Source organism: Rothia sp. HMSC072B04, from assembly GCF_001813725.1.
Classification (GTDB): Bacteria; Actinomycetota; Actinomycetes; order Actinomycetales; family Micrococcaceae; genus Rothia; species Rothia mucilaginosa.
The window spans coordinates 73,765-91,752 of sequence record NZ_KV813802.1 but is presented as its reverse complement, the minus strand read 5'-3'; the positions used below and the strand labels follow the sequence as shown (position 1 = coordinate 91,752).

General features: G+C 60.2%; 14 protein-coding genes. 3 read left to right on the top strand and 11 right to left on the bottom strand.

The annotated features are described in order from the left end of the window. Window positions 1-225: 225 nt before the first annotated feature. The 7 genes from HMPREF2928_RS03995 to sdhC all read right to left on the bottom strand — a co-directional run bounded on the left by HMPREF2928_RS03995 (window position 226) and on the right by sdhC (window position 10,054). Window positions 226-972 carry a nucleoside triphosphate pyrophosphohydrolase gene (locus HMPREF2928_RS03995; protein WP_070614696.1) on the bottom strand — a complete coding sequence of 249 codons (747 nt, stop codon included), beginning with the start codon at window positions 970-972 and terminating at the stop codon, window positions 226-228. Window positions 973-1,061: 89 nt separating this feature from the next. Then, window positions 1,062-4,760: an ornithinee aminotransferase gene (locus HMPREF2928_RS03990; RefSeq protein ID WP_070687429.1), complete on the bottom strand. Its 3,699-nt coding sequence runs from the start codon at window positions 4,758-4,760 to the stop codon at window positions 1,062-1,064. A gap of 248 nt (window positions 4,761-5,008) precedes the next feature. Then, entirely contained in the window at window positions 5,009-6,259 is a 1,251-nt protein-coding gene (locus HMPREF2928_RS03985) for an amidohydrolase (protein ID WP_005508959.1), read from the bottom strand. Window positions 6,260-6,501: 242 nt separating this feature from the next. After that, the gene (locus tag HMPREF2928_RS03980; RefSeq protein WP_005508960.1) at window positions 6,502-7,290 is read right to left on the bottom strand and encodes a succinate dehydrogenase iron-sulfur subunit; all 789 of its coding nucleotides are present in this window, start codon (window positions 7,288-7,290) and stop codon (window positions 6,502-6,504) included. Window position 7,291: 1 nt separating this feature from the next. Continuing rightward, window positions 7,292-9,055 (bottom strand): succinate dehydrogenase flavoprotein subunit, encoded by a 1,764-nt coding sequence (gene sdhA, locus HMPREF2928_RS03975; RefSeq protein ID WP_070614699.1) that lies wholly within the window; start codon window positions 9,053-9,055, stop codon window positions 7,292-7,294. 51 nt (window positions 9,056-9,106) lie between these two features. Then, window positions 9,107-9,592, bottom strand: coding sequence for a succinate dehydrogenase hydrophobic membrane anchor subunit (locus tag HMPREF2928_RS03970; protein WP_005506820.1), 486 nt, complete (start codon window positions 9,590-9,592; stop codon window positions 9,107-9,109). A gap of 3 nt (window positions 9,593-9,595) precedes the next feature. Beyond that, a complete protein-coding gene (sdhC, locus tag HMPREF2928_RS03965) occupies window positions 9,596-10,054 on the bottom strand; it encodes a succinate dehydrogenase, cytochrome b556 subunit (RefSeq protein WP_005508964.1) in 459 nt (152 codons plus the stop codon). Between the two features lie 347 nt (window positions 10,055-10,401). Here sdhC and HMPREF2928_RS03960 point away from each other — a divergent pair, with 347 nt between their 5' ends. Together HMPREF2928_RS03960 and HMPREF2928_RS03955 are read left to right on the top strand one after the other, a co-directional pair. Next, window positions 10,402-11,511 carry a mannose-1-phosphate guanylyltransferase gene (locus tag HMPREF2928_RS03960; protein WP_070508013.1) on the top strand — a complete coding sequence of 370 codons (1,110 nt, stop codon included), beginning with the start codon at window positions 10,402-10,404 and terminating at the stop codon, window positions 11,509-11,511. 286 nt (window positions 11,512-11,797) lie between these two features. After that, the gene (locus HMPREF2928_RS03955) at window positions 11,798-13,174 is read left to right on the top strand and encodes a hypothetical protein (RefSeq protein ID WP_371440520.1); all 1,377 of its coding nucleotides are present in this window, start codon (window positions 11,798-11,800) and stop codon (window positions 13,172-13,174) included. A gap of 146 nt (window positions 13,175-13,320) precedes the next feature. Here HMPREF2928_RS03955 and HMPREF2928_RS03950 read toward each other — a convergent pair whose 3' ends face one another. The 3 genes from HMPREF2928_RS03950 to HMPREF2928_RS03940 all read right to left on the bottom strand — a co-directional run bounded on the left by HMPREF2928_RS03950 (window position 13,321) and on the right by HMPREF2928_RS03940 (window position 15,977). After that, the gene (locus tag HMPREF2928_RS03950; RefSeq protein ID WP_070687427.1) at window positions 13,321-13,899 is read right to left on the bottom strand and encodes a 2'-5' RNA ligase family protein; all 579 of its coding nucleotides are present in this window, start codon (window positions 13,897-13,899) and stop codon (window positions 13,321-13,323) included. A 51-nt stretch (window positions 13,900-13,950) separates the two neighbouring features. After that, window positions 13,951-15,015: a tryptophan--tRNA ligase gene (gene trpS, locus HMPREF2928_RS03945; protein WP_070644192.1), complete on the bottom strand. Its 1,065-nt coding sequence runs from the start codon at window positions 15,013-15,015 to the stop codon at window positions 13,951-13,953. Window positions 15,016-15,101: 86 nt separating this feature from the next. Beyond that, window positions 15,102-15,977, bottom strand: coding sequence for an exodeoxyribonuclease III (locus HMPREF2928_RS03940; RefSeq protein WP_005506814.1), 876 nt, complete (start codon window positions 15,975-15,977; stop codon window positions 15,102-15,104). Window positions 15,978-16,057: 80 nt separating this feature from the next. On the opposite strand from HMPREF2928_RS03940, the gene HMPREF2928_RS03935 reads away from it, so the two are divergent. Further along, window positions 16,058-16,891, top strand: coding sequence for a GntR family transcriptional regulator (locus HMPREF2928_RS03935; RefSeq protein WP_070687426.1), 834 nt, complete (start codon window positions 16,058-16,060; stop codon window positions 16,889-16,891). Window positions 16,892-16,997: 106 nt separating this feature from the next. Here HMPREF2928_RS03935 and HMPREF2928_RS03930 read toward each other — a convergent pair whose 3' ends face one another. Beyond that, entirely contained in the window at window positions 16,998-17,876 is an 879-nt protein-coding gene (locus HMPREF2928_RS03930) for a bifunctional methylenetetrahydrofolate dehydrogenase/methenyltetrahydrofolate cyclohydrolase (RefSeq protein ID WP_005508973.1), read from the bottom strand. Window positions 17,877-17,988: the final 112 nt, after the last annotated feature.

The following is a 17,988-nucleotide window of genomic DNA, read 5'->3' as shown; positions in this document are numbered from 1 at the left end:
CTTAGTCAGGCGCTACAAAGCGGAACAAGACCCACACTCCCCCACATTGGGAGGGTGTGGGTACTCGACCAAAGCACAACATGAGCCCAAATGCCGGGGCATGTGCCACGAGCATCCTCACGGCCACCCAACACAACCCCAAACAAACAGAAGGCGCTTTGAAACCTCTTATTCCCTCAGAGAACAGATTTCAAAGCGCCTCACAGAAGAACTCAACCACCGTTTCTAATAGCTCGGCTCATCATGCGTATGCTGAGCAATATAGCGACGAGTGTACGAACGTAGGGCACGCTCCGGATCCAAACCATTACGCTGTGCGCGGCTCACCAACGCAAAGAGCAGCTCGCCGAACTCCTCTTCAGTGTGCATATAGCGCAGGTCGTCCTCCATGCTCGTAGGCTCCGGCGGCAGAATAATACCCGCCTTACGTGCCTTCACAGCAGTCTTCTCAGCCATAGCGAGCGCCGGCAGATGCGGCGGAATACCGTCCAGCGCGCCACGGTCACTCTTCTCCTTCTTCTTCAACGCATCCCACGCCGCCTGCTGCTCAGCTGCGGTGCGGGGCGCCTCCGAAGAGCTCTCAGACTCAGCTGCGAACACATCGGGGTGGCGCGAACGAAGCTTCTGCACAAGGCCCTCAACCACCTGCACAATGTCGAAGCCCTGCGGGTTTGCCGCAGCAATATCGGAATGGAACACCACCTGCAGCAGCACGTCGCCCAACTCCTCACGCAACAGCGGCATATTCGGCGCGCCACCGGTTTCTACCGCCTCGACAACCTCGTAGGCTTCCTCCACCAGGTAGCGGATTAGGGAGGCGTGAGTCTGCTCAGCATCCCACGGGCAACCGCCCGGTGCGCGCAACAGCGCCATGGTTTCCACCAGGGTGCCAAAGGCTTCAGCCGCGCGGGCGGCAGTGTCCTGAACGTTCTGCGCCGCAGAAGCCTCAGGAGTATTAGGGGTATCAGTCATAACAATCTTCCTCGTCGAAAAAAATGACAAACATAGCGCGCCGCGCCGACCCCCACACGGGGAGCCGGCGCGGCGCACCTTACAAGGTTTTAGAGGTTCCAGTGCGAAAGCGCGCTCGTCATATGAGCCGGGATCTTCGAACCCAGACGCGGGAACATGCGCAGCTCCTCAACGTAACGCTCAGCATCCAGCGGACGCGGGTAGGTGACAAACGCCTGCTCATTCGCATAATCGAATGCCGCCTGAACCGGCACGCCCGGGGTGAAGGTCAGGCTCATAGCCAGCGGCGAGCCCTCACCCTCGCTGTACGAGTCGGTCTTCAGCGCCGGAATGTCCAGCAGGGTTTCGGGGATCAGCTCGAAGGTACGGACCTGCTCCCAGAAGCCGTTGCGGCGCACGTGGGTCAGGGCGTCGTAGTAGGATCCGAGGGCACGTACACGAATCAGCACGGTGGTGGCGTCCTTTGCGGTGCCGTTCTCGCCGAAGAGGTGCTCGACGACCGGCGCCAGACGCTGAGCAACCTGAGCCTCCGTCAAAACCAGGTTGCCGGCTGCCAGCTGAGTCTCCGAGGGGACCAGCGGGCTCTGCACCGCGGCGGAGGGGGTGTCCGGCTCAGCCACGATGGTGGGCAGCTGGTTGAGCTCGCTCAGCGCGGACGCCGAGATGCTGGAGGAGATACCTGCCGGGGTGCTCTCCGGCAGGGCAACCGGGGTGGTCGCCGCAGCGGGTGTCGCCTCTGCTACCGGTGCAGTCTGAGCTGTAGCCTCGGAGGCGGGCTCAGCCGATGCGGGTGCCTCACCAATCTTAGCCGCAGGAGTCACCTCAACGGTCTTGAGCTCGGCACCCTTCTCAGCGGTTTCTTCCTGAGCACCAGCAGCCTTCGCAGCAGCACCGGCGGTGCCCACAGCGGCAGCTGCGGCAAGAGCACCAGCCAGGCCGGGAGCCACAGATGCGCTCTCGGAGACGGGCTCAGCGTCCTCCAGAGCGGGTGCCTCTGCAGAAGCTTCAGCGGAAGCAGCCTCGGTGGAGGTCTCGTGCTCGGGCAGCAGATCAGAGTCGTCCAGGAACGCGGGCAGGGCAGGCTCTTCAGCCTTCTCTGCTACCGGCTCTTCTGCGGATTCCTCAACGGGCTGGGTACGATCCAGAGTGAAGGACTCAGCAACCACGGGAGCGGCAACCTTCTGGTCCTCAACAGCAGCAACTTCCTCAGCGGGCGCTTCCTCAGCAACTGCGGCAGGAGCTTCTTCCTCGGCGTCCAGCTTCTTCTGAGCGTTGGCGACAATGGTGGCCAGGGCGGCTTCCATGTCTTCGCCGGGCTCTACAGAGTCCTCGGCAAGTGCCTCGACTGCCTCAGCGGCAGATTCTTCGGCATGCTCGGTTTCGGGCTCTACGGTAGCCGCACCGAAGACCGGGTCGTTCTCGTAATCGTGCTCGAACTCAGCTTCAACCGGCGCAAACTCAGCCTGGGCAGGCTGGGCGGCAGGCTGGGCAGAAGCTTCAACAGCCTCCTCTACGTCTTCCTTCTCCTGCGCAGAAGCGACAGCAGTACCGGCCGCAGCAAGACCTGCAGCAGCCGCCAGGCCCGAAGAGACAGGCTCTTCAGCAGTTTCAGCAACGGGCTCTTCAGCAGATTCGACAGCGGCCTCAACCTCGTTAGCTACCTGCTTCTGAGCAAGCTCAGCCTCCAGCTCACGCTCAATAGCCTCACGTTCAGCCTCAACCGAGTCAACGCTCTGAACGGTAGCCTCAGCGGCCTCAGCAGTCGCAACGGGCTTAGCCTCGACAGCGGTGCCCTCCAGCAGGAAGCTCTCACGGGTGGTCTGGCCGTCCGCCATACCCAGGTAGGATGCGTGAACCTCCAGGCCGTCACCTAGACGCGGGTTCAGGGAGACCGCCGCGCGGTTCCAGGTTGCGCCGGCCTGCTGAGCCTCGGTGTACAGTGCCGCCACGGGTGCGAACCAGTCAATGCCGGGCACAACAATGCCGGTTTCGACCTCGCGACCGCGGTGCAGCAGACGGTAATGCATGTCCTCATCAACTTGGCGCAGTTCCAGGCTCATGGTGCCCGAACCGCGGGTACGCATGAGCTCCGCGAGGCCGTAGAGGGCACGCTGCTCCGTAAGAGCGGGCAGGGTTGCCGCGCCCTCAACGGGCTCGCTCAGGATGATGGATTCGGCAACCAGTTCAGCTTCGTCTTCGCTGAGCTTCTGCTCAGTTTCCTTCAGCTCAGTGGCGGGTTCCTCAGCGGATTCTTCACCGGTAGCCGAGGTAGCCTCGTGCTTCTCGGCTTCCTTCTTGTCGATGCCCTCTGCAGTCAATGCGACGCCCTGGGAGTTGCCCTTCTCTGCCTTCTCATCCGCGTTTTCGCTCTTGAAGGCAGTCGAAGCAGCAACCGCAGCGGCGGGTGCCGCAACAGCGGCGGCAAGCGCGACACCAGGAGCTGCAGAGGTACTCTTGGCGGGCTCGTCGTCCGCAGAGTCGGTGTCTTCAGATTCCTCAGATGCAGAGTCCTCAACCTTGGTTCCGGATGCTACCGGCTCGGAGGTTACCTTTTCGGTCTCTTCCACAGCGGGTTCTTCCGCTGCGCTTTCTTCAACAGCGGAAGCATCAAAAATTAGCTCAGCGGTGTTCTCTTCTTCAGCGTCAAGGCTCTCAGCCTCGAACGATTCAGAGGCGGATACTTCACGTTCCTCCTCAACGGATACAGCAGACATCAGCTCAGTCTCGTCAGAAACCGCATTCTCCTCGTCAGCGATTTCAGCCGCCAACAGTTCGGGTGCCTCAACGACAGCCTCAATCTGTTCTTCTTCAGCCTCTTCGACGGGTTCAGTAATCTCAGCGGATTCAGCAGAGTCTGCATCCTCAGCAACTACCTCAGTAGTAGTTTCCTCAGCGGTCACCTCGTCGGAAGCAACCTCGCTAAAGGTCTCTTCTTCGCTATCGAGGGTGATGCCCAGGCGTGCCGCGTAGGCTGCCGCCAAATCATCCAGACCAGCGTTCTGTGCCTCGGTGACGGCGGCGCGGGTACGAGCTGCCTTCATGTCTTCAACAGTCAGGGTTTCCTCAGCATCAGCGGAAGAAGCCTCAGATACAGAATGAGTGTTCTCCGACTTTTCCTCAGTTGCCTCTACAGCTGCGGGTGCAGTCACCTCAGGTTCTTCATCGGCTTCATCTTCGGTGTTCTCAGCACGCACAGCACGCAGGTGCTTCTCAAACTGGGATCGCGCATCCTCCGCAGCATCCTTCGGCTCCTCAGCATCAACCGACGCTTCCTCAGCCTCAGAGGTAACCTCTTCATCATCACGCAGGAACGCAGGGGTAGCCGGCTCGGGTGCTTCAGCAACCGGAGCAGCATCTTCTTCAATGTCCTGGACCTCAGCGACCTGCTCAACCTCAACAGGTTCCTCAGATTCCTGGGGGAAAGCACCAAGCGCCGCCAACAGGCTACGGCGCTCCTGCTCCTCAACCTGCTCTTCAGTCAGTTCCTCAGCAGAGGGATTCTCTTCAACCTGTTCGTCATCGTGCAGGAGGGCACGCTTGAGATCCTCAACAGCACGGTGCTCTTCACTCTGCTCATCGTCCTGGTTCTGGTGGCGTGCGCTCTCAGACTTCACGAAGCGGCGCAGGGAGTCCTCCCACTGCTGCTGTTCCATAATCTTTTCGCTCAGTCGTGCGCTCTTGGGAGCGTCTTCGCTTGCCTGTTCTTTCTGAGCCTTGGCAGTTTCGGCGCTCTGTTCTTCGCGCGACTGTTCATCCAACTTCTTCTTGCCGATTCCAAAGAAGCTCATTGGGTGTCCTCCTCCGGCGTGCGCCGTGTGATGATGCGCCATTTCCTTCATCCCCCGAGGGTGTGTGGGCACGGGGTCGGGAACATAACGCAAATGTCCTCATAATCCCTTTAATTCTATCGCGTGCATAGAGTTTCACCCCGTCACTCGGTGAGAGGTGACGGGGTGAAACTTGTACAGCTTTCAAGGCTTGATGTGGCGAAATAGTCGCGTCTTTACGCCTGACTCATAAGCTTTCGAGTGGCTCTTTAGCGCGCCTCATCGCGGATGGGGTTCGCAGCCTTCGCAGCCTTCGCCAGTTCAAAGCGGACGGCGCGCAGGGCGGTTGCCGCCATGACGCGCACACCAATGCCGATTGCCTGCTCGCTCGGGGCGTAATCGCCCTGATGCAGATCATAGGTGGGGTCGCCGGGGGCACGGGTACCCAGGCGGAACATGGAACCGGGAACTTCCTGCAGCATCCACGCGAAGTCTTCGCCACCCATGGACTGCTCGACCAGCACGATGGAGTCCTCGCCCAGCTCGGCGCGGGCTGCGTTCTCGAGCATGGTGGTTTCCAGATCGGTGTTCACGACCGGGGGTACGCCGCGGATGTGCTCCACCCGCGCCTTCACGCCGAAGGGTACAGCGACCTGCTCGATCACTTCGTCCAGCAGGTTGCCTGCCTGGCGCCAAACCTCAACGTCCAGGCAACGCATGGTACCCGCCAGGTAGCCCTCGGCGGGAATAGCGTTGGGGGCAACGCCAGCGCTGACCTGGCCCCATGCCACCAGCACACCCGAACGAACGTCGGTGCGGCGGGTCAGCACGGCGGGAACCTGCACAGCAATCTGGCTCATCGCATAGATGAGGTCCTCAGTCAGATGCGGGCGAGAAGTGTGGCCGCCGTGACCGCTCAGATGAATTTTCACGGTATCCGAGGCGCTGGTAATCGCACCGATGCGGGTACCGATCTGGCCCAGGTCCACCTTCGGGTCACAGTGCAGAGCGAAAGCACGCGGAATATCCTTGAGTAGACCCTGCGAAATCATCTGCACCGCACCGCCGGGCAGCTGCTCCTCAGCGGGCTGGAAAAGAATGCGGACGCTACGGCCCAGCGGGGTCTTCTCGTTCAGCTCGTGCAGTGCCAGAGCTACACCGAGCATGACGGTCTGGTGAATATCATGGCCGCAGGCGTGCATCACGCCGGGCACGGTGGAGGCGTAGGGCAGGTCTGTCTGCTCAACAATGGGCAGAGCATCAATATCGGCACGCAGAGCCACGGCGAAGGGGCCGCTTCCGATATCGACGTAGCAGCCGGTGCCTTCGCAAGCGACGGGGTTCATGCCGGCTTCTCGCAGTCGGTTCATGAGGCGCTCAGTGGTCACCACCTCGCGGAAAGAAAGCTCCGGGTTGGCGTGCACTTCGCGGCGGAACTGCACGAGGGTACCCATCATGCGCTCCACCCAGTCATCGAAGACGGGGGTGGACAAATCGTAGCGAGAATTAGCAAAAACCATACACAGTAGAATAACGCCGCTCGCCGGGGTTTACCTACCCGTTCCCTCTTTCTGACAGCACTCGAGAATATCTATGACTTTATGACAGATTGTGAAGAGTTTTTGTGCGCTCCCAATCCCCTGAAAATGCTCTACTCCATCATTTCCATCAGACTTGTTCTGTCAAACAATTCAAGCCGCCACCCGGTGTGGGTGACGGCTTGAATCGTCAATGCTGTATCAGCTGATACCGCGTACTCAAATTAGAGCGAACGGCTCAGGATTGCCTGCTTCACCTCGGCAATAGCCTTGGTGATCTGGATGCCACGGGGGCAAGCCTCGGTGCAGTTGAAGGTGGTACGGCAACGCCATACGCCTTCCTTGTCGTTGAGAATCTCCAGACGCAGGTCGCCTGCATCATCGCGCGAGTCGAAGATGAAGCGGTGTGCGTTCACGATAGCGGAGGGGCCGAAGTACTGACCGTCGGTCCAGAAGACCGGGCAGGAGGAGGTACATGCTGCACAGAGGATGCACTTGGTGGTGTCATCGAAACGTGCACGGTCCTCAATGGTCTGCAGGCGCTCACGCTCAGGCTCGTTCGAGTCGTTGATGAAGAACGGCATGATCTCGCGGTATGCCTGGAAGAAGGGCTCCATGTCAACGATGAGGTCCTTTTCGCAGGGCAGACCCTTGATGGGCTCAACGGTAATCGGCTTGGTCAGGTCGAGGTCCTTCAGCAGGGTCTTGCAAGCCAGGCGGTTACGGCCGTTGATGCGCATCGCGTCCGAGCCGCAGATGCCGTGTGCACAGGATCGGCGGAAGGAGACGGAGCCGTCTACTTCCCACTTAATCTTGTGCAGAGCGTCGAGCACGCGGTCGGTGCGGTACATGGTCAGCGGGAATTCGTCCCAGTACGCCTCGGAGGAAACTTCCGGGTTGTAGCGACGAATCTTGATGACCACATCGTAGGTGGGGATGGAGTCGGAGTCGCCGCCGGTCATACCCTCAAACAGCTTGACGGATTCCGGTTCGGGGAGTTCGTTTTCAGCCATTTTAGTACTTACGCTCCTTCGGCTCGTAACGGGTGTAGACAACGGGCTTGGTGTCGAATCGCAGGCCCTTAACACCCTCAAACTCGGATTCGGGGTCGAGGTAGACCATCGAGTGCTTCATGAAGTTAACGTCGTCACGCTTGGGGAAGTCCTCGCGGTAGTGACCGCCGCGGGATTCCTTACGGTGCAGCGCGCCAACGGACATGACCTTTGCCAGCTCAATCAGGAAGCCGAGCTCAACAGCCTCGAGCAGGTCGAGGTTGAAGCGCTTGCCCTTGTCCTGGATGGCAATGTTCTTGTAGCGCTCTTCCAGCTCGGCAATGGTTGCCAGTGCTGCGCGGATGGTCTCGTCGGTACGGAACACCTGCATGTCAGCTTCCATAGCCTTCTGCAGGTCTGCGCGGATAGCGCCGACCTTCTCGGTGCCCTTGCCTTCGAGGATGCCGTTGAGCATGTTCAGAACGCGATCTGCTGCATCGTCCGGAACCGGCACGAACTCAGCGGATGCTGCGTACTCTGCAGCCTTGCGGCCTGCACGCTTACCGAACACGTTGATGTCCAGCAGGGAGTTGGTGCCCAGACGGTTTGCACCGTGGACGGACACGCAAGCAACCTCGCCCGCTGCGTAGAGACCGGGGATGGTCTCTTCGCTGTTGCGGTAGACCTCGGTCTCGTTGTTGGTGGGGATACCGCCCATTGCGTAGTGCGCGGTGGGGAACACCGGGATGGGCTGGTGGTGCGGTTCCACTGCCAGGTAGGTACGAGCGAACTCGGTAATATCGGGCAGCTTCTCGTCGATGTGGGAGGGCTCCAGGTGGGTCAGGTCCAGCAACACGTAGTCCTTGTGGGGACCGCAACCGCGGCCTTCACGCACCTCGTTTGCCATTGCACGTGCCACGATATCGCGGGGTGCGAGGTCCTTAATGGTCGGTGCGTAGCGCTCCATGAAGCGCTCACCGTCAGCGTTACGGAGAATACCGCCTTCACCACGAGCACCCTCGGTAACGAGAATGCCCAGGCCAGCCAGGCCGGTCGGGTGGAACTGAACGAATTCCATGTCCTCCAGGGGCAGACCTGCACGCAGTGCGATAGCCATGCCGTCACCGGTGAGGGTGTGTGCGTTGGAGGTGGTCTTGAAGATCTTGCCACAGCCGCCGGATGCGAAGATCACGGACTTAGCCTGGAAGACGTGGACCTCGCCGGTTGCCAGGTCGTAAGAGACAACGCCGGCGGGGCGGGGCTTGCCCTCTTCGTCCTTGACCAGGATCAGGTCGAGAACGTAGAACTCGTTGTAGAACTCCACATTGTGACGAACGCAGTTCTGGTAGAGGGTCTGCAGAATCATGTGACCGGTACGGTCAGCTGCGTAGCATGCGCGGCGCACAGCAGCCTTACCGTGGTCACGGGTGTGACCGCCGAAGCGGCGCTGGTCAATGCGGCCTTCGGGGGTTCGGTTGAAGGGAAGACCCATCTTTTCCAGGTCGAGCACAGCGTCAATAGCTTCCTTAGCCATGATTTCTGCTGCGTCCTGGTCGACCAGGTAGTCGCCACCCTTGACGGTGTCAAAGGTGTGCCACTCCCAGTTGTCCTCTTCAACGTTTGCCAGAGCGGCGCACATGCCACCCTGTGCCGCACCGGTGTGGGAGCGGGTGGGGTATAGCTTGGTCAGTACCGCGGTGCGAACTCGCTGACCGGCCTCAATGGCGGCACGCATACCTGCGCCACCGGCACCGACGATCACTACATCGTACTTATGTACCTGCATGATGTTCTTTCTGTGTTTTAGATGTTTTCGTTTGTCTCGGATACGTCGCCGTTAGCGTGCCGAGCAGAAGCTGGGGAGCAGTTCAGCCGCTGCGCCGGAGGGGCAGGGGTCGAACGCGAAGATGGTGAGGGTACCAACCAGCAGGACGAATGCGCATGCTGCGAAGAGAATGACCTTCAGCCAAACGCGCAGGCGGTCCTTCTCAGCGTAGTCATCGATGATGACGCGGATGCCGTTAGCACCGTGCAGCATAGCCAGCCAGAGCAACAGCAGATCCCAGACCTGCCAGAAGGGGTTAGCCCACTTGCCGCCCACGAAGCCGAAGTCGATGGCGTGGATACCGTCACCGACCATGAGGTTGGAGAACAGGTGACCGAAAATCAGCACGACGAGTACGACGCCGGACAGGCGCATACCCAGCCAAGCGAACATCTCAAAGTTGTTGCGCTTGGAGGAGGAGCGGTTGTACTTCACACCGTCGATGCGGTTGTCACGCAGACGGGGTACATAGGTGCGGGGCTTAAGCGGAGTAGCCATAGTTTAGTGACCTCCCATGTGCGAGAAAACGATCGGCAGGTGACGTGCGGCAAAGCCAGCAACGGTGATTGCCCAGAGGAAAAGCACAACCCAGAGAATCTTGATGTGCATGTAGGTTGCCTTCTGGCTGATTTCGACGTTGCCGTCCTTGTTCTTCGCCTGGATGTGCTCCACGTGCGAGTTGGTTGCCTTACCCCAGAAGTCAATAAGGATAATACGAATACCGTTGAACGCGTGGTAGACGATGGCGGCGACAAGCGCGGTCTCGCCCAGGCCCATGATGGGGTTCTTGTACAGGCTCAGTACACCGTTGTAGGCCTCCGGGGAGATACGCACGACGGCAGTATCTAGGATGTGTACAAGAAGGAAGAAGAAAATCGCGATACCGGTAATGCGATGAGCAACCCAGGACCACATGCCCCAGCGGCCGCGGTAGAGGGTTCCTTTAGAACCATTCAACACTGAATAACCTCCTGCTGCGACGGCGAGCGTCTGGGTTCTGGTACCGCATTTTTAGGCCCCAGCTTCCAGGCACAGCTGTGTGCTCACCGACTGCTTTTGTTCGTCTGTTACTTCCAAGATATCAGGTAAATTCACAGCTTACTGACACCCTGTTTAGGGTTTTTTTACAGGTTCTAAAAGCAAATTAGGGCACATTTTCTTTACGATATCCCCTAATCCCCTGTGTTTGTACGGAACTTACCTTAACCTAACCTCAAACATCACCTAAATGAGAGCCGCCTGACACTTTTTTGTTAAAACCTAAAAGAATTCGATATATGACAAATTCACCCGCTATTCTTGAAGCGATGAATACTGCACTCACTCGATTCCGCCCGCTTATTCCCGCCGGCGGTGTTGGCTCGCGTTTGTGGCCCCTGTCCCGCGCGCATGCCCCGAAATTCCTGCTCGATCTTACCTCGTCGGGCAATTCCCTGTTGCGTGACACCTACGACCGTCTCATCGATCTCAGCAACGGTTCCGTCATGGTAGTTACCGGCACTTCGCACGCCAATGCGGTTACCCAGCAGATTCCTGAGTTGCGTGCCGCTGACCTGGTACTGGAGCCCTCCCCCAAGGACTCGGCTGCAGCTATCGGTCTGGCTTGCGCTATCATCCACCGCCGCGAACCGGACGCCATCATCGGCTCCTTCGCAGCTGACCACGTCATCAGCCCCGTGGATGAGTTCCACCGTGTGGTGACCGAAGCTGTCACCACCGCGGCAACCGGCAAGATTGTCACCATCGGCATTACCCCCACCGAGCCCTCCAGCGCGTTTGGCTACATTCATGCCAGCGAGCCCCTGGGCATCGAGGGTGCTCCCAACGCACACGCAGTGGACACCTTCGTGGAGAAGCCGGACACCGCCACCGCACAGAAGTACCTGGACTCCGGTGAATACACCTGGAACGCAGGCATGTTCGTGGCACCTGCCGCCCTGATGCTCAAGCACCTCGAGGCGAATGAGCCTGAGCTGTACGCAGGCATTATGGAGATTGCTAACGCATGGGACACCCCCGAGCGCGAGGCCGTTATGGAGCGTGTCTGGGAGACCCTGCCGAAGACCGCTATTGACTACGCCGTGGCAGAGCCCGCCGCAGCCGCAGGTGACGTCGCCATGGTTCCCGGCTCCTTCAGCTGGGACGACGTTGGAGACTTCGACGCTGTGGCTCGCCTGAACACCGAGAAGAGCGGCGAAGAGCTGACCATCCTCGGCGAGAAGGACAACGTCATTAACCACGGTTGCTCCGGCATTATTGTCGCGAACACCGAGCGTAAGATCTCCGTGATTGGCTTGGACGATATCGTTGTGGTTGACACCCCCGATGCTCTGCTGGTCGCCCCGCGTTCCAAGGCACAGGCTGTCAAGGATGCCGTGGGCGAGATTAAGGCGCGAGGCCTGAACAACCTCCTCTAAATTTTTAACCCTGAGTGGGCAATGACCCCTACTCGAGCAAAAGACACCTCTTTCAAAACCGGTTCTCTTCTTTTCGGAAGGGAGCCGGTTTTCTTTTGCCCTAATGGCTCATTTTGCGGGCGGTTTCAAGGCTTTTGCCTAGTGGGACGCGGAAGGATACTCCATGCGGCTGAGCAGGGGCAGAATGTCTTATGCGCCCTGTGTAGGTTGCACTTCCAGAGTCTGATACAAGCCAAGGATCAACCACTATAGAGAACCATTCTCATGTTAATCTTGGTGCATGCACATGACCCGTAAGTTTTTCCTCACCCGCGCCGGCGCACTCGGCGCAGTAGCCGCCCTCGCCCTGACCGCATGCGGCTCCCAGACCACCCAGAACGCCCAGACTGGCCAGAATACGCAGACCAGCCCCAGCGCTTCTACCTCTGCAAGCGCAACCCCCACACCCATCACCGAGGGCAAGGGCGCGGCAAGCCGCGTTGCCATCACCTACGACGGCGGCGTGCTCGTTTACGACGCCAAGGACATGAAGCTGCTCGCAGACATCCCCAAGGAAGGCTTCCTGCGCCTCTCTGACGCTGGCGATAACCGCCACCTCGTCGTTGCAGACGGCAACAGCTACACCTTCCTGGACACCGGCGTATGGTCCGTAGCGCACGGCGACCACTCGCACTACTACACCACTTCCCCGTCGCTGTCTTCGCTGTCTCTGGCGGCTGACCACACCGGTCACGTCATCAAGGACAACGGCAAGGTCGCGGCATTCGCTGACGGCACCGGCTCCTTCGCCGTGTACGACCCGGCGAAGCTGACCCACGACAAGCGCACCGCCTCCTCCCTGGAGACCACGACCGTCACCCTGCCGAAGCCTCACCACGGCTTCGCAATCCCGCTGCCCAACGACCAGTACCTGGTAGCGGTCGGCGACTCCAAGACCCGCACCGGTGCCGCTGTTGTGGATGCTCAGGGCAAGACTGTCACCGAGAGCCCCGCCTGCCCCGGCGTTCACGGTGAAGCCATCGCCAAGGACGGTGCATTCACCATCGGTTGCACCGACGGCGCGCTGGTCTACAAGGACGGCAAGTTCACCAAGATCACCAACCCCGAGGACCCGTACTCGCGCTCGGGCAACCAGGCGGGTAAGGCCGATTCCCAGTACGTTCTGGCGGACTACAAGACCGATAAGGACGCTAAACTGGAGCGCCCCGAGAAGTTCTCCATCATCGACACCGTTGCGGCAACCCGCACCGTCTACTCCCTGCCTTCTGGCGTGAGTTACACCTTCCGTTCGCTGGGTCGCGGCCCCCAGGGTGAGGCCCTGCTGCTGACCACCGACGGTAAGCTGCGCGTCTTCGATCCGGCGACCGGCACTGAGCTGGGCTCCGTACAGCTCATGGAGGCGTGGACCGAGTCTGAGACGTGGCAGGACGAGCGTCCGGCACTGTGGGTGGACGGTAAGACCGCCTACGTGACCGATCCGGCGACCAAGAAGCTCATTGCGGTGTCCCTGTCGAACCCGGCAGCACCGAAGGAGCTGATGAGCGTGGAGCTTCCGAAGACCCCGAACGAGATCCTGGGTGTTTCTTCTGCGAACGCTGCACCGGTTGAGGCAGAGGCACACGGCGCAGAAGCTCACGGCTCGGCTTCCGCTGACGCACACTAATCCGGCGAGTCTGGCGAGCCTCACGAGGGCCACTCCCGCTAGGGTTCTCACGCTGAAGCAACCCTAGCGAAAACATAAAGAGAGATGCGACCGATAACCTATCGGTCGCATCTCTCTTTGTGCATGCAGGGTTTATGCGCCAGCTACTAACGCAGCGGCAGACCCCCAATTTCTTCCCAGTTCTGCCCATCGTAGGAGTAGCAGTGCAGGTGATCCACGGTGAAGGTACGCTGCTCGGCGGGCAGAGCGTCAAACACCTTGCGGGCGTTCGCCACCTGCTCCTCACTCAAGCCGTGGCCCAGGGTCACGTGCGGCACGTAGGGGAAGGATGCCGCGCCGGCACCGAATAGCTCAACCAGCTTCTGGTGAATCTGCTCGAACTCGGTTTTACCCGCCTCCAGGTTCAGGTACTCCACCTCGGTTACCGGGCGGAAGGAGTGTACCGAACCCCAGCGCGCCTCAAAACGCGGGGTGTCCAGCGCCTCGCGGAACTGCGGGGACTGCACCGCAGCCAATAGAGACTCGTTCAGCTCCGTCAGGTACACGGTCACGTGGGTGCTGATAGGCGCCACCGCACCACCGGCTACCGCGCGCTTCCACTCTTCCAGGCGCTGAACATTCTCACCGCTCACGTGCGCAATAACGCTCAGGTAGCGGTGACCGGGTTTCAGAGTCGGGGATACAGGAGCCGTCGTGGGGCTCGAAGAGTTCTCTTGTGCTGTCATCTCAATCGTGCAGGTAATGCGGCGTCTCAGCCGGACTGGCTGAACAGCGCGCTAGATTGCTGCGGCAGGCAGGAAGCCAACCTTCTTGTACACGTTCTCAATGGTGACCGTAGCGATCTCGCGGGCAGCGGATGCGCCCACAGCCAGCAGGCGATCCAGCTCGGCGGGGTCGTCCATCAGCTCGAGGGTACGCTCACGCACCGGGGTGAGGCGCTCCACCACGATATCGGCAAGGTCGACCTTCAGGTGGCCGTACATCTTGCCCTCGTAGCGTGCCACGATCTCATCGATGCTCTCGCCGGTCATTGCCGAGTAGATGGAGAGCAGGTTGGAGACGCCGGGCTTAGCCTCGCGGTCGTAGGCGATGACGGAGCCGTCATCAGTCACGGCGGACTTAATCTTCTTCTGGGTTGTCTTGGGGGTGTCCAGAAGCTTGATCAGGCCCTTGTCGGTGGCTGCAGACTTGGACATCTTCGAGGTCGGGTCCTGCAGGTCGTAAATCTTAGCGGTTTCCTTCAGAATCACCGGATCGGGCACCACAAAGGTCTCACCAAAGCGGGAGTTGAAGCGCTGAGCCAGGTTACGGGTCAGCTCCAGGTGCTGACGCTGATCCTCGCCCACGGGCACGCCGTCCACCTGGTAGAGCAGGATGTCGGCGGCCATCAGAATCGGGTAGGTGAACAGGCCCACGGAGGCGTTCTCGGCGCCCTGCTTCTGGGACTTGTCCTTGAACTGGGTCATACGGGAGGCCTCGCCGAAGCCGGTGAAGCAGTTCAGAACCCACGCCAGCTGGGCGTGCTCGGGCACGTGCGACTGCACGAACAGCGGGGTGCGGGTCGGGTCAATGCCGGAGGCGATATACTGCGCCGCGGTCAGGCGGGTACGCTCACGCAGCTCCTCGGGGTTCTGAGGAACGGTGATGGCGTGCATATCCGGGATAAAGAACAGACATTCGTTATTCGGGTCGTCCTGCAACGCCACCCAGTTGTTCACAGCACCAATGTAGTTACCCAGGTGCATCGAATCAGCCGACGGCTGCGCACCCGAGTAGATACGTGCCTTCTGCTGAGAGGCGTTAGGGATGAGGGACTTATCCTGCTTCTTTTCGTCTGCCATAGTTATTTCCTGTGCAGTTCTTCCTGTGCGGTGCTGCGGACGGTGCAGCACATCTTCAAAAACTTATCTGTAGGTGGGTCCGCGTCTTACTCACCGATGCGGTAGTCAACCACGAGCGGCGCGTGATCGCTGAAACGCTCGTCGTAGCTTGCCGCGCGGTCCACGACCGCTTCCACGGCGCTTTCGGCGAGCGCCGGGGTCGCCATGTGGTAGTCGATACGCCAGCCTGCGTCATTATCGAACGCCTTACCGCGGTAAGACCACCAGGTGTAGGGGCCGGGCACCTGACCCGCCAGCTCACGAGCCACATCGCGGTAGCCGATATCGCCGAAGAAGCGGTCAAAGTAGGCGCGTTCCTCCGGCAGGAAGCCGGCACGCTTCTGGTTAGCCTTCCAGTTCTTAATGTCCAGCTCGGTGTGGCCCACGTTCAAATCGCCCACGATGAGCACGTGGTCTGAGTGCTTTGCCAGTTCAGGCATGCGCACCAGCATGCGCTCCAGGAAACGGTACTTATCGTCCTGCTTCTGGGTGCCGACCTCACCGGAGTGAACGTAGGCGCTGACCACGGTCAGGGTCTTACCGTTGGGCAGAACGTAGTCCGCCTCAACCCAGCGGCCCGAATCGTCAAAGTACTCTTCGCCAATATTCGAGCGGGTCGCCACCGGCTGATTCTCCAGGACTTCACCGGCTGAGTTCGGGGTGCGGCGGGTCGCCACCAGTACACCGGCGCGGCCCTTCGCGGCAGCCTCCGCGTGCAGAATATGCCACTGGGATTCGTCCAGCAGCTCACGCACGATAGCGTCGGGGGCGCGCACCTCCTGCAGGCAGAGAATGTCGATGTCACGGCTCGCCAACCACGCCGCCATATCCTTCTTGTAGGCGGCTCGGATACCGTTCACATTCACGCTCGCCACGCGAAGCAGACCGCTCGGGCGCGGTGCAGGGGTGTTAGAAAAATGCATAGTCTTAATTATGCCAGTTTGAGGGAAGAGAAATTTTCACTCGTGCGCGTTTTTTCTCTGGCTGAACGGTAAACTATTGGGTGATGAATTCACACTCCTCACATACCACCGACCACGGTGCCCCCTCACATCCTGCGGGCACCTCCGCCTCCGAAAGTACCGCTCACAACGCTGAGAGCCGCTACGAGCTACCCCCGATTCCCGGCCCGAAGTACGAGCAGGTCATCCACTACATTGAGCAGCGCTACATTATTCCCGGCAAGCCCGGCGATAAGCTGCCCACCGAACGCATGATTCAGCAGAACTTTGGGGTGAGCCGCCAGACGGTTCGTAGCGCCCTGAAGGTTCTGATTGAACGCGGCCTGCTCTACAACGTGCAGGGCTCCGGCACCTACGTTGCCGAGCGCACCGACGCCACTTACATTCCGCGCGTGGACACCTTCGTTGACGATATGCGCCGCCGCGGTTTTGAGGGCTCCACCCGCATGATTGCGACCCGCTGGGTGGACGCCACCGAAGAGATTTCCACCCACCTATCCGTGCCGGTGGGCGAGCAGGTGCTGTTCGTGCGTCGTCTGCGTCTTGCCAACCACGAAGTCATTGGCTTTGAGCGTTCCTACTTTGTCAAGGCCGCCGCAAGCAGCATCCTGGACGCCATGATGGCGGAGATGTCCGGTGCGATGAGCTCGCTAGACCAGCTTGCCGACACCCCCAACGCCATTAAGCACGCCCGCGTACGCACCAGCGCGGCGCTCTTCACCGACGCCGACGCCGAGGCGTTCAACCACCAGGTTCCCGTGGGCGAGGCGGCGTTCAAGGTCTGCGCGACCGGCTACACCGAAGAAGGTAGCCCCGTCGAGTACGCAGAGACCCTGTACCTTGCCGATGCTTACTTCTACGAGATGATTCTCTAGCATCTGCCTTTTCGATTGTGATGACAGTGTGAAGGGCGGTGCCCCGGTAGAACAATCTACCGGGGCACCGCCCTTTTGAGTTATCAGCTCTGAAATGTTGCGAGCCTTACGCCGCCTGACGCTCCGCAGTCTCAACCACGTTCACCAGCAGCTCCGCGCGGGTCATCGGGCCCACGCCGCCGGGGTTCGGGGAAACCCAGGACGCCTTCTGCGCAGCTTCCGGGGAAACGTCGCCGAAGAGCTTCTTCTTGCCGGTCTCCGGGTCCTCAGCGCGGGAAACGCCAACGTCCAGCAGGATTGCACCGTCCTTGACCTGGTGAGCCTTCAGCACGTGCGGAACACCCACAGCGGCAACAATGACGTCAGCCTCGCGCAGCACCTCGTCCAGGTTCTCGGTACCGGTATGCGCCAGGGTTGCGGTTGCGTTCACCTCGCGGCGGGTCAGCAGCAGACCCAGCGGGCGACCCACAGTAATGCCGCGGCCGAGCACCACAACGTTCTTACCGTTCCAGTCGATACCGTGGCGCTTCACCAGCTCAATGACACCGTTGGGGGTGCAAGGCAGCGGGGAATCCAGCGGCTCAGAAACGTTCAGCACGAGCTTGCCGAGGTTGGTCGGGTGCAGGCCGTCAGCGTCCTTCTCGGGGGCGATGCGCTCCAGCACGCGGTTGGTGTCCAGGTGCTTGGGCAGGGGCAGCTGCACAATGTAGCTGGTGCACGCCGGGTCGTTGTTCAGCTTGTCGATCTCTGCGTCGAGCTCTTCCTGAGTGATGTCACCGGGCAGGTCCACACGGATGGAGTTAATACCGATCTCTGCGCAGTCGCGGTGCTTAGCGCCCACGTACGAGCGAGATGCGGGGTCGTCACCGACCAGCACGGTACCCAGGCCGGGGGTAATACCCTTAGCCTTGAGCGCCTCGACGCGCTCCTTCAGCTCTTCCTTGATGGCTGCGGCGGTTGCGTTACCGTCTAGAATCTGGGGCATTGTTTTTTCCTTCCATAGATTGCGGCGGGTTCGCCGAAACGGACGGTCTGTGTGTTGGGTTCTAGGGTGTACCCCTAGAGGTACCACTCCCCCGCTACGTCCCTGAACGGGT

What these genes read in the sequence shown, in the direction of transcription:
- HMPREF2928_RS03995 (WP_070614696.1), bottom strand. Translation starts at nt 972, where the DNA reads ATGACTGATACCCCTAATACTCCTGAGGCTTCTGCGGCGCAGAACGTT.
- HMPREF2928_RS03990 (WP_070687429.1), bottom strand. Translation starts at nt 4,760, where the DNA reads ATGAGCTTCTTTGGAATCGGCAAGAAGAAGTTGGATGAACAGTCGCGC.
- HMPREF2928_RS03985 (WP_005508959.1), bottom strand. Translation starts at nt 6,259, where the DNA reads ATGGTTTTTGCTAATTCTCGCTACGATTTGTCCACCCCCGTCTTCGAT.
- HMPREF2928_RS03980 (WP_005508960.1), bottom strand. Translation starts at nt 7,290, where the DNA reads ATGGCTGAAAACGAACTCCCCGAACCGGAATCCGTCAAGCTGTTTGAG.
- sdhA (WP_070614699.1), bottom strand. Translation starts at nt 9,055, where the DNA reads ATGCAGGTACATAAGTACGATGTAGTGATCGTCGGTGCCGGTGGCGCA.
- HMPREF2928_RS03970 (WP_005506820.1), bottom strand. Translation starts at nt 9,592, where the DNA reads ATGGCTACTCCGCTTAAGCCCCGCACCTATGTACCCCGTCTGCGTGAC.
- HMPREF2928_RS03960 (WP_070508013.1), top strand. Translation starts at nt 10,402, where the DNA reads ATGAATACTGCACTCACTCGATTCCGCCCGCTTATTCCCGCCGGCGGT.
- HMPREF2928_RS03955 (WP_371440520.1), top strand. Translation starts at nt 11,798, where the DNA reads ATGACCCGTAAGTTTTTCCTCACCCGCGCCGGCGCACTCGGCGCAGTA.
- HMPREF2928_RS03950 (WP_070687427.1), bottom strand. Translation starts at nt 13,899, where the DNA reads ATGACAGCACAAGAGAACTCTTCGAGCCCCACGACGGCTCCTGTATCC.
- trpS (WP_070644192.1), bottom strand. Translation starts at nt 15,015, where the DNA reads ATGGCAGACGAAAAGAAGCAGGATAAGTCCCTCATCCCTAACGCCTCT.
- HMPREF2928_RS03940 (WP_005506814.1), bottom strand. Translation starts at nt 15,977, where the DNA reads ATGCATTTTTCTAACACCCCTGCACCGCGCCCGAGCGGTCTGCTTCGC.
- HMPREF2928_RS03930 (WP_005508973.1), bottom strand. Translation starts at nt 17,876, where the DNA reads ATGCCCCAGATTCTAGACGGTAACGCAACCGCCGCAGCCATCAAGGAA.